Here is a 10,744-nt window from a genome sequence, read left to right on the forward strand (position 1 = left end):
CACTGTCGCTTAGGCGGCGACTTTCTTGTTCTTGTGCATGACTTCCCGGGCCAGGTGCCGGTAAGCCATCGCCCCCAGTGATCCCGAGTCGTATTGCAATACGGGCAACGCGTAAGACGGAGCCTCGCTGACCCGCACATTTCTGGGTATCTTGGTTTTAAATACCATCTCGCCCAGATTGTCACGCGCGTCTTTTTCGACCTGACGGGACAAGTTGTTGCGGTTGTCATACATGGTCAACACAACACCTTCGATTCTAAGGTCCGGATTTGCAGTCTGGCGCACCTCTCGGATAGTCAGCATCAGTTGCGACAATCCTTCCAATGCAAAGAACTCACTCTGCAACGGCACCAGGACAGAATGTGCAGCGACCATAGCGTTGACGGTCAGAAGGTTTAACGAAGGCGGGCAGTCGATTAGCACAAAATCCAGGTCAAACTTGTCGATTGCGGTTTGACGCAGTGCGTCATGCAACAGATAGCTGCGTTTTTCATTGGATATCAGCTCAATATCCGCCGAGCTTAGATCAACCGTCGCCGGGACAACAAACAACCCCTCGATTTCGGTTTCCTGAACGACCGCCTCCAAAGGCGCGTCATCCAGTATCAGGTCATACGTCGTCCAATCCCGATCTTCGACCCCCAACCCGGTAGACGCGTTCCCCTGAGGATCAAGATCGACAACCAGCACTTTGCATCCAGCCTCGGCCAGGCCGGCCGCAAGGTTGATCGCTGTTGTGGTTTTCCCAACCCCGCCCTTCTGATTGACTACCGCAATAATCCGGGGCCCTGAGGGACGAGACAAATCAACCACGTGATACTCCTTTGATTTTAAGGATAACGGCCTGAGGCTCAGTTAAACTTGTAATCGGGTCAACGTCGAAATTCCATTCTTCCTGCGCCTCTTCCAGCTCTTTTTTCCACCTTTCGCCTTTCGGCAACAGCGCCAGCCCCTTTTTGCTCAAATGTCTGTCGCAAAAGGACAATAGTGTAGGAAGATCAGCAAGAGCCCGCGCAGAAAGGATATCAGCGGTCAACGGTTCAACCACTTCGATTCGCTTGGAAACAACAGTGCATTTCGCGCCGCACTCGCGTGCAACGTTGCGCAGAAAGGCGGACTTTCGTTGGTCACTTTCAACAAAGGTGAACTGGGCATCTGGTGCGTCTTCAATGGCCATTATGGCACAAACCATCCCGGGGAATCCGCCTCCGCTACCCAAATCCACCCAGTTTTCGAATGGGCCTGCGCTTCTATAAACTTGTACGGAATCCTTAATGTGTCGAACCCAGATGTCATCCAAGCTTTTCCGTGAAACAAGATTAATCTTCGGGTTCCACCGCTTCACAAGCTCTACATAGGTTGTGAGACGCTCGAATGTTTCACGTGAAACATCCAAATCATCAATAGTGGTCCCATTCATACCTTGCGGACCTTCTGATCGCGACGAAGCCTAGCCAATAACAACGTCAGTGCCGCAGGGGTAACTCCTTCGACACGCCCCGCCTGTGCAATGTTCTCCGGCTTTGCATTTGAAAGCTTTTGCTTCATTTCAGAAGATAGCCCTTCCATCGCAAAATAGTCGAAACCCCGTGGAATCTCATATGATTCATCGCGTTTCATTGCTTCAACATCTTTTTGTTGCCGGGCAATGTAGTTTGCGTACAAAGCGTCCCGCTCTACTTGCAGACGGATCTCCTCCTCAACACTCTCAATCTCGGGCATCAGAGGAACAAGATCACCAAAGTGAACATCCGGGAACGCCAGAATAGCCATCCCGTCCCTGCGGTTTCCATCTTGATTGACATTGATACCAGCTGCTCGAACTTCTTTTGGAGTAAAGGTTTTTTCTATCAGTTGGGACTTTGCGGCGGACAGCCTCTCGATTTTATTGGTAAACACTCTCTTTCGATCACCGCCAACACAGCCGATATCCAACCCAATTGGCGTAAGGCGCTGGTCTGCGTTATCCGCACGTAGTGATAAACGGAATTCTGCGCGTGACGTGAACATGCGATAAGGTTCCACAACACCGCGTGTTGTCAGGTCGTCGATCATCACACCAATATAGCTGTCAGCACGCGTAAAATGCAGTGGCTCCCGGCCAAGCACCTTTAGCGCAGCATTCAACCCCGCAACCAAGCCTTGCGCAGCTGCCTCCTCATATCCTGTGGTTCCGTTTATTTGCCCTGCTAGATATAGTCCTTCGACATCTGGTAGCGCGAGGGTCGATGTCAAAACACGCGGATCCACATAATCATACTCAATCGCATAACCAGGCTGCAGGATCTCTGCTGCCTCAAGACCTTTGATTGAACGCACATACTCAAGCTGCACGTCCTGAGGTAAAGAGGTCGAAATCCCGTTCGGATAGATCGTGTGATCATCGACACCTTCGGGCTCCAAGAAAATCTGATGTGATTCCTTATCAGCAAAACGTACGATCTTATCTTCGATGGATGGGCAATACCTAGGGCCCACTCCATCAATATGTCCGCCATACATCGCCGATCGAAACAAGTTTTTTTCAATGATTTCGTGCGTCCGCGCGTTTGTATGCGTGATTCCGCAGGAAATCTGTGGGGCAATCACCTTTGTTGACAAGAATGAAAACAAGGTTGGGTCATCATCCCCGTTTTGCTGTTCCAGATCACTCCAATCAATCGTCCGACCATCCAGCCTCGGCGGAGTCCCTGTTTTCAAACGCCCCAGGGGTAGCTCGAAACTGTCGAGCCGTTCTGCCAATTTGACTGACGGGCGATCACCCATACGACCGCCGGGCCGGGATACATCACCAATATGAATGACACCGCGCAAGAAGGTTCCGGACGTCAGGATAACCGTTTTACTCTTGATTTCAGAACCGTCGGCCAGTTTCACACCTGAAACTTGGTTCCCGTCCATCAGGAAATCGACAACTTCCCCGGTAACGACGAAAAGATTTATCTGTTTTTCCGACTCTTTCTGCATGGCCGCGCGGTACAGCGCACGATCTGCCTGTGTTCTGGGACCTTGAACGGCTGGTCCTTTGCGTCGATTAAGCAAGCGGAATTGAATGCCAGCCTGATCGGCAACACGTCCCATGACACCATCCAGGGCATCAATTTCACGGACCAAATGGCCTTTACCCAGCCCACCAATTGCCGGGTTACAAGACATGACGCCTATATCTGACGCGGACAATGTGACCAGTGCTGTCTTGACACCCATACGCGCTGCCGCATGAGCTGCCTCTGTGCCCGCATGGCCAGCGCCAATTACAATCACGTCGAAATCTGAATGTTTCACGTGAAACACTCCTTACTTACCCAGGCAGAAACTCGAGAAGATCTCATCCAAAAGGTCTTCAACACCGATTCTGCCAACCAAGGTTTCTAGGGCACGGATCGCCGTGCGTAATTCTTCTGCTGCGATATCATACAAGTCTGGAACCGATTCCAGAACCGCCATAGCAGAACTCAGGGATTCCCGCGATTTGATCAAGGCAACCCGGTGCCTTTCCCGCGTCGCAATACCACTACTTGTAGTTCGGGTACTAAGCACATCCGAAATCTGGGAAATGAGTTGATCAATACCCTGCCCGGTTTTTCCGGATATTCCACCTTCGGATGGATCTCGAAGATCAGATTTCGGCAAAACCTGTATATCGCCATTCATCATCTGAACACCCAGGTCCTTCGGGTCATCTGTCAGAAACACACGCAATTCAGCTGAATCGGCGCGCTTTCTTGCCAGTTCGATTCCCAAGCTTTCGACGTGATCCTCAGTTTCCCGCAATCCTGCGGTGTCCAGCAATGTGACCGGAAGTCCTGCAAGATCCATTCGAACCTCGATCACATCGCGAGTAGTTCCTGCATATTCCGAAGTAATCGCCGCCTCTCGCCCTGCCAGAGCATTTAGCAAGGTTGATTTTCCGGCATTCGGAAGACCAACAATCGCGACTTCAAACCCTGTTCGAATGCGCTCTGCAATCTTTACTCCATCTGCTTCACGTTGCAGATCAGCCATAACGCCCTTCACAAGGGATTTGACCTCGGGTGTAACGTCTGTTGGAACATCCTCATCCGCGAAATCAAGGACGGCTTCCAGCAAGGATGCAGCACGGATCAGATCGCGTCGCCACCGTTCCGCCAGTACACCCAAATCACCAGCCAGAATAGTCTGCGCTTGTTTGCGCTGCGCCTCAGTTTCCGCATCAATCAAATCAGCAAGACCTTCGACCTGTGTCAGGTCCATCTTGCCGTTTTCCAGCGCGCGTCTGGTGAACTCACCAGGCTCCGCCAGCCGCAGCCCGTCCATATCGGAAAGGCACCGCATCACTGCGTTCACTGAAGCAGTGCTACCATGGATCTGCAGTTCGGCCACGTCTTCACCGGTAAAACTGGCCGGGGCTTGAAAGGTCAGAACCAGCCCGTCATCCAACCGCGCGCCATCGGTGGCGTACAGAGAACGGACTCGCATGCCACGAAACGGCAGCGGGCCTCCGGATAAGCTGGCAGCTGCGGAATGCGCGTGTGATCCCGAGAGGCGGATGACCGCCACCCCGGCTTTGCCCTGCGCGCTGGCCAAGGCGAATATCGTATCCATTCGAAGGCCTCGCGTCGTTTAAGACCTATGTCAGGTGTTCATAGAATCGAAGAACTCACCGTTCGTCTTGGTCTGTTTCAACTTGGACAACAGGAACTCGACCGCGTCGGTTGTGCCCATCGGATTGAGGATACGACGCAAGACGAATGTCTTGGCCAGATCGCCCTTGTCGACCAGCAGATCCTCTTTCCGGGTACCGGACTTGAGGATGTCGATGGCCGGGAACACGCGCTTATCTGCGATCTTGCGATCCAGAACGATTTCCGAGTTACCAGTGCCTTTGAATTCTTCGAAGATTACTTCGTCCATCCGACTGCCGGTGTCGATCAGCGCGGTGGCGATGATGGTCAGCGAGCCACCCTCTTCGATATTCCGCGCGGCTCCAAAGAACCGCTTGGGCCGTTGCAGAGCATTCGCGTCCACACCACCGGTCAGAACTTTACCCGACGATGGCACCACAGTGTTGAAGGCCCTACCAAGTCTTGTGATTGAGTCGAGAAGAATAACAACATCTCGTTTATGTTCGACCAAACGCTTGGCTTTTTCGATCACCATCTCAGACACAGCCACGTGGCGCGTTGCGGGTTCGTCGAAGGTTGAAGACACAACTTCACCCTTCACCGAACGCTGCATGTCGGTCACCTCTTCGGGGCGTTCGTCGATTAGCAGAACGATCAGATAGCACTCTGGGTGGTTCTGTTCGATCGAATGCGCGATGTTCTGCAGGATCACTGTTTTACCGGTCCGCGGCGGCGCCACAATCAGCGATCGCTGGCCTTTACCGATCGGGGCCACCAGATCGATCACACGCGCCGACTTGTCCTTGATGGTGGGATCCTCGATCTCCATCTTCAGGCGTTCATCGGGATAGAGCGGCGTCAAGTTGTCAAACGCGATCTTGTGTCTGGCTTTTTCCGGTTCTTCAAAGTTGATCTTGGTGACCTTGATAAGCGCAAAGTAACGCTCATTGTCATCAGGCGCTTTGATATCCCCTTCGACCGTATCACCGGTGCGCAAGGAATGCTGGCGGATCATGTCGGGTGAGACATAGATATCATCCGGACCTGGCAAATAGTTCGCCTCGGGCGAGCGCAGAAAGCCAAAGCCATCTTGCAGCACTTCCAGCACGCCGTCGCCGCCGACGGTCCAACCTTCATCCGCGCGTTCGCGCAGAATCTGGAACATCATTTCGCCTTTCCGCATGGTCGAGGCGTTTTCGATCTCCAGCTCTTCGGCCATCGCCAGAAGGTCTTTAGGGCTTTTGGCCTTCAGGTCGGCCAGATTCAGGGATTCAGTGGACATGATGTATACCTTCGCCGCTGACATTGCGGCACGAAGTGGAATTTCAGTACGGAAGATACGCCGCCCGGACGGGCGTGTTGATCCCTACATAAGCGCGCGGGCCGTCGGAGTCAAACAGGCCCTCAGAACTTCACAACGACCGCCAGAACGATGATAACCATCAGAACGGTAGGAACCTCGTTCATCATGCGAAACTGCCGCCCAGTGAGCTTATTTTGGCCTTCCAGGAAATCCTTGCGCCGAGCCATCAGCCAATGATGGAACCAGGTCATGCCAATTACGGCAGCACCCTTGATCCAGGGCCAGGACCAATCCCACCCGACAATGCCGGGCGTGAACACCATGATCAAACCGCAGAGCCACGCTACATACATCGCAGGGCGCATGATGACACGCAGCAGCTTCTCTTCCATCTCAAAGAAGATGGTTTCTGCGCCTTCTACCTTTTGGGCTTTCTCAACGTGATAGACGTACAGTCTGGGCAAATAGAACAAACCTGCCATCCATGAGATCACAGCCATGATGTGCAATGACTTCACCCACGGGTAAATCGTGAAAAGAAGATCGGTCATTCTGGCTCCGGACGTTGGTTGGAACCCTCCCTAATAAAAAAATAGGAAAAGAAAAAGGATGATGGTTTTGTAGGGTGAGTAAATTCCGTGGATTACTTTTTTACGCAAGTGTTTTCCCCAGGTGGATAGAATTGTGCCGCGAATAGATGATTCTGTTGATTTCAATTTTTCTAATTTAAATTCAGCATCTTACACCAAAATAATTCAAATTTATCTGGGGATAAATCGTTGGGTAAGACAGGAAATCCCAGTTTTCCCGCGCAACAAAGTTATCCTTGTCCCAAAAGGATGGTCTTCGAACGACTCATAGAAGTTTCAGGCGAAATTCCCGGGGTTGCGTGTCAACCGGAAAACCATACAAACCATCCTAGAACGCTCAACGATTTGCTCAGGGGTTTTCCACATGTCTGTCCCCATCATCCTTGCCTCGGGGTCATCTATCCGCGCGCAGCTTTTGCGCAATGCGGGCGTGCCGTTCACGGTGGAAACCGCGCGGGTGGACGAGGATACTGCCAAACGCGCCTTGTTGGCCGAAGATGCGCCCCCTCGGGATATCGCAGACACTTTGGCCGAAATGAAGGCCCGCAAGGTTAGCGACAAGAACCCGGACGCGATGGTTCTGGGCTGTGATCAGGTGCTGGACTTCGATGGCCAGCTTTTGTCGAAACCAGAAACACCCCAAGACGCGCTGGCGCAGTTGGAGGTAATGCGGGGAAAGCGGCATATGCTGTTGTCGGCGGCCGTGATTTTTCAGAACGGTGAACCGATCTGGCGCCATGTCGGTCAAGTGCGTCTGCGCATGCGGATGAGTTCCGATGCCTATCTGCGTGACTACATAGACCGCAACTGGGACAGTATTCGCCATGCGGTCGGAGCTTATAAGCTTGAGGAAGAAGGTGTGCGCCTTTTCGCGACCATTGACGGCGACTATTTTAATGTTTTGGGTATGCCCCTGTTGGAGTTGCTGAATTTTCTTGCTGTTAAAGGGGTGATTGATCAATGACGGATAACCAAATTCCTTTGGCTGGCGTAATTGGGCATCCGATTGGACATTCAAAATCCCCTAAACTGCATGGACATTGGCTAAAGACTTATGGGCTGCCCGGGCACTATGTCCCTATGGACGTCGCACCCGAGGATTTGGAGAGTGTTCTGCGAACCTTGCCCAAAGCCGGGTATGTCGGCGCAAATGTAACTGTCCCCCATAAAGAAGCCGCCTTGCAGATTGCGGATCACGTGTCAGATCGGGCGGCAAAGATTGGTGCGGCGAATACACTTGTCTTTCAGCCTGATGGCTCGATTCATGCAGATAACACCGACGGCTACGGATTTATGGAAAATCTGCTTGCAGGGGCGCCCGACTGGAACCCACAGGACGGACCAGCCGTGGTTTTCGGCGCGGGCGGGGCTGCGCGCGCCGTTTTGCAGGCCCTGGTAGAGGCCGGTGTGCCCGAAATTATACTGACCAACCGCACGCGTGCCCGGGCCGACCAATTGAAAGAAGAATTTGGACCGCGCATAACCGTGGTTGATTGGGTCAAGGCCGGCAATGTGATCGAGAATGCGGAACTGGTGGTGAATACCACATCGCTGGGTATGCAGGGACAGCCCGAATTGCGTGTGCCGTTGGATGGGTTGCAGCCGGGCTCTGTGGTTACTGATCTTGTCTACGTCCCTCTGAAAACCAGGCTTCTGCAAGCGGCCGAAGAGGCCGGGTGCACAACCGTCGACGGTCTGGGCATGTTGCTACACCAAGCGGTTCCAGGCTTTGAGCGTTGGTTTGGCAAACGGCCCGAGGTAACGGATGAGTTGCGCGCCACGGTGCTGGGATGAGCTTTGCTCTTGGCCTGACAGGCTCGATCGGAATGGGCAAAAGCACCACGGCGCACATGTTCATGGATGAAGGCTGTGCGCTTTGGGATGCGGATGCGGCTGTGCATCGGCTGTATTCAGCGGGCGGCGCTGCGGTAGAACCGATGCGCGATGCGTTTCCTGAGGCAATTGTTGATGGCGCGGTCAGCCGGGATGCCTTGAAACAAGCCATATCCTTGGATCCGGCGGCATTGAAAGTGATCGAAAGCATCGTGCACCCTTTGGTGGCCGCCGACCGGGCGGGTTTTCGGGATAGCGCCACGGCGGACATTCTGGTTTTTGACATCCCCTTGTTGTTTGAAACAGGCGGTTACGCGGCGATGGATGCGGTTGCTTGTGTTCAGGTCCCGGCGGACGAGCAAAAGCGACGTGTGATGGAGCGCGGAACGATGACTGAGGCACAGTTCGAACAGATCCGCGCCAAGCAGATGCCCAATGACGAAAAATGCGCGCGGTCGGACTTTGTGATCGTAACGGACACACTGGACCACGCCCGCGCGCAGGTGCAGGATGTGGTCAAGCAGATACGGGCGGGGATGGCTAATGCGTGAGATTGTACTCGATACCGAAACCACAGGGTTTGATCCCGAAAGCGGCGACCGGATCGTGGAAATCGGCGCGGTCGAACTGTGGAACCATATGGCCACGGGTGAGACGTATCACGTCTACATCAACCCCGAGCGTTCGATGCCCGAAGAGGCATTTGGCGTGCACGGCATCGGCCCCGACCTGCTGGATACTCCGCGCCCCCCGGAAAAGGGCGAGGTCACGCTGAAAGACAAGCCGGTTTTTGCCAAGGTTGGTCAGGGCTTCCTTGATTTCATTCAGGATTCCAAACTGGTAATCCACAACGCATCATTCGATATGAAGTTCCTGAATGCGGAACTCAGATGGATGGGGTTGCCGCAGCTGCCGATGGATCAGGCGCTGGACACATTGGCGATTGCGCGCAAACGGTTTCCGGGCTCGCCCGCGTCATTGGATGCGTTGTGTCGACGTTTCAACATCGACAATACGAACCGCGTGCTGCACGGCGCGCTGCTCGACTCGGAAATTCTGGCCGAGGTTTACCTGGAACTGATTGGCGGGCGACAGCCAGACTTTGGCCTGTCCACCAGCGCGGCATCTGCCGGTAGTGGCGCGGACGATTGGCGGCCAACAGCGCGCCCGACGCCGCTGGCGTCGAAAATCACCGAAGAAGAACGCGCGGCACATGAGACATTTGTGGAAAAACTGGGCGAAAACGCTCTGTGGACCCGCGCCTGAGCCCCTGCCCGGCGCGGGCCGTACCGATTAGGCTTCGGTTTCGGCCTGACGGCGCATCAGCTCGTTGCGGTACAGCGCAACAAAGTCGATATTGTCCAGGTTGACCGGCGGGAAACCACCGTCACGGGTGATGTCGCTGACAATGCGGCGTAGGAACGGGAACAGCATGCGCGGGCATTCGATCATCAGGAACGGGTGCAACTGGTCTTCTGCCACGCCTTCGATGTGGAACAGGCCGCAATAATCCAGCTCGCACAGGAACAGAACGTCTTCCATGCCTTTGGCTTTGGAGGTCAGGTTCAGTTTGACGGCAACTTCGTACTGATGCTCGGTCGGGCGCTTTTTGGCGTCCAGGTTCACCTGAACGGCAATCTCGGGCTGAACGTCGCCAGACACGCCTTTTTGCGCCATCACGTTTTCAAAAGACATATCGCGAATGAACTGTCCCAGAACGCGCATCTGGATCTGAGGAGCGGTCTGTGCCGCGGTTTTTTCTGCAGGGCTTTCGTCAGCCATGGATCTACTCCGAAAATGAAATTTGCCACTGCTTAGCAAGTTGGGCGCGGCACCTCAATGCTGGGGTGGACCTTCGACCCATTTGGATGGCTTTGAGGGGTTCTGACGCGGGCGAACCTCAGTAAAATCTCCGTCGATCACGTCATCCTGATCAAACTGCGTGGGACCAGTGCGGAACTGCGCGCCGGTGCCCATCTGGAAATGCGTGATGGTCGCCTTGGATTTCAGGTATTTGAATACGGCCACTCGAATACCCGGAACAAGCAGCGCAAAGCCAACGGCATCGGTGAAAAACCCCGGCGTCAGCAGCAAAACACCAGACAGCAAGATCATCGCGCCATGGGCCAAAGGCTCGGTCGGGTCATCCAGTTCAGCAAAGGACCGCTGCAAATTGGCCAGTGCCATGCGACCTTGTGTCCTGACCAAAACTGTGCCGATTACGGCTGTCAGAACGACTATCGCCAGCGTCGGCCACAGTCCGATCAGGCCGCCGACCTGTATGAACAGGGCGATCTCGATGATGGGCACCAACAAAAATGCCAAGAACAGGTACATCTGCGTTATCCTTTCCCTTAGGCCGGGCTGTGGACTTGCCACGATCTGTCACCTACATAGTGGCATGAGGCCGCGTA

Annotated in this window: 12 protein-coding genes; 4 read left to right on the forward strand and 8 right to left on the reverse strand. The window is 54.0% G+C overall.

What is annotated here, in order from left to right; translation table 11 throughout:
• Positions 1 to 9: 9 nt before the first annotated feature.
• The 6 genes from QMP16_RS18880 to QMP16_RS18905 all read right to left on the reverse strand — a co-directional run bounded on the left by QMP16_RS18880 (position 10) and on the right by QMP16_RS18905 (position 6,458).
• A complete protein-coding gene (locus tag QMP16_RS18880; protein WP_282153640.1) occupies positions 10 to 813 on the reverse strand; it encodes a ParA family protein in 804 nt (267 codons plus the stop codon).
• The gene (rsmG, locus tag QMP16_RS18885; RefSeq protein WP_282153641.1) at positions 806 to 1,420 is read right to left on the reverse strand and encodes a 16S rRNA (guanine(527)-N(7))-methyltransferase RsmG; all 615 of its coding nucleotides are present in this window, start codon (positions 1,418 to 1,420) and stop codon (positions 806 to 808) included. The genes QMP16_RS18880 and rsmG overlap by 8 nt, the downstream gene beginning before the upstream one ends.
• Positions 1,417 to 3,285: a tRNA uridine-5-carboxymethylaminomethyl(34) synthesis enzyme MnmG gene (gene mnmG, locus QMP16_RS18890; RefSeq protein ID WP_282153642.1), complete on the reverse strand. Its 1,869-nt coding sequence runs from the start codon at positions 3,283 to 3,285 to the stop codon at positions 1,417 to 1,419. Before mnmG ends, rsmG begins: the two co-directional genes overlap by 4 nt.
• Positions 3,286 to 3,297: 12 nt before the next feature.
• Positions 3,298 to 4,584 (reverse strand): tRNA uridine-5-carboxymethylaminomethyl(34) synthesis GTPase MnmE, encoded by a 1,287-nt coding sequence (mnmE, locus tag QMP16_RS18895; RefSeq protein WP_282153643.1) that lies wholly within the window; start codon positions 4,582 to 4,584, stop codon positions 3,298 to 3,300.
• Positions 4,585 to 4,614: 30 nt separating this feature from the next.
• Positions 4,615 to 5,886 (reverse strand): transcription termination factor Rho, encoded by a 1,272-nt coding sequence (rho, locus tag QMP16_RS18900; RefSeq protein WP_058275260.1) that lies wholly within the window; start codon positions 5,884 to 5,886, stop codon positions 4,615 to 4,617.
• Between the two features lie 122 nt (positions 5,887 to 6,008).
• Complete coding sequence (locus tag QMP16_RS18905) at positions 6,009 to 6,458, reverse strand: CopD family protein (RefSeq protein WP_108860518.1); 450 nt, start codon at positions 6,456 to 6,458, stop codon at positions 6,009 to 6,011.
• A gap of 403 nt (positions 6,459 to 6,861) precedes the next feature.
• Here QMP16_RS18905 and QMP16_RS18910 point away from each other — a divergent pair, with 403 nt between their 5' ends.
• Genes QMP16_RS18910 through dnaQ form a run of 4 tightly spaced genes read left to right on the forward strand, consistent with a single transcriptional unit; the run spans position 6,862 to position 9,596 of the window.
• Entirely contained in the window at positions 6,862 to 7,461 is a 600-nt protein-coding gene (locus tag QMP16_RS18910) for a Maf family protein (protein WP_282153644.1), read from the forward strand.
• Positions 7,458 to 8,291, forward strand: a complete 834-nt coding sequence (locus QMP16_RS18915) for a shikimate dehydrogenase (RefSeq protein ID WP_282153645.1) — start codon at positions 7,458 to 7,460, stop codon at positions 8,289 to 8,291. Before QMP16_RS18910 ends, QMP16_RS18915 begins: the two co-directional genes overlap by 4 nt.
• Positions 8,288 to 8,881, forward strand: coding sequence for a dephospho-CoA kinase (gene coaE, locus QMP16_RS18920; RefSeq protein ID WP_282153646.1), 594 nt, complete (start codon positions 8,288 to 8,290; stop codon positions 8,879 to 8,881). The genes QMP16_RS18915 and coaE overlap by 4 nt, the downstream gene beginning before the upstream one ends.
• Positions 8,874 to 9,596, forward strand: coding sequence for a DNA polymerase III subunit epsilon (gene dnaQ, locus QMP16_RS18925; protein WP_282153647.1), 723 nt, complete (start codon positions 8,874 to 8,876; stop codon positions 9,594 to 9,596). The genes coaE and dnaQ overlap by 8 nt, the downstream gene beginning before the upstream one ends.
• 27 nt (positions 9,597 to 9,623) lie before the next feature.
• Here dnaQ and secB read toward each other — a convergent pair whose 3' ends face one another.
• Entirely contained in the window at positions 9,624 to 10,112 is a 489-nt protein-coding gene (gene secB / locus QMP16_RS18930; protein WP_282153648.1) for a protein-export chaperone SecB, read from the reverse strand.
• Between the two features lie 54 nt (positions 10,113 to 10,166).
• Complete coding sequence (locus QMP16_RS18935) at positions 10,167 to 10,667, reverse strand: FxsA family protein (RefSeq protein WP_058279272.1); 501 nt, start codon at positions 10,665 to 10,667, stop codon at positions 10,167 to 10,169.
• Between the last annotated feature and the right edge of the window lie 77 nt (positions 10,668 to 10,744).

Source organism: Ruegeria atlantica, from assembly GCF_947495585.1.
In the GTDB taxonomy this organism is placed as follows: domain Bacteria; phylum Pseudomonadota; class Alphaproteobacteria; order Rhodobacterales; family Rhodobacteraceae; genus Ruegeria; species Ruegeria atlantica_G.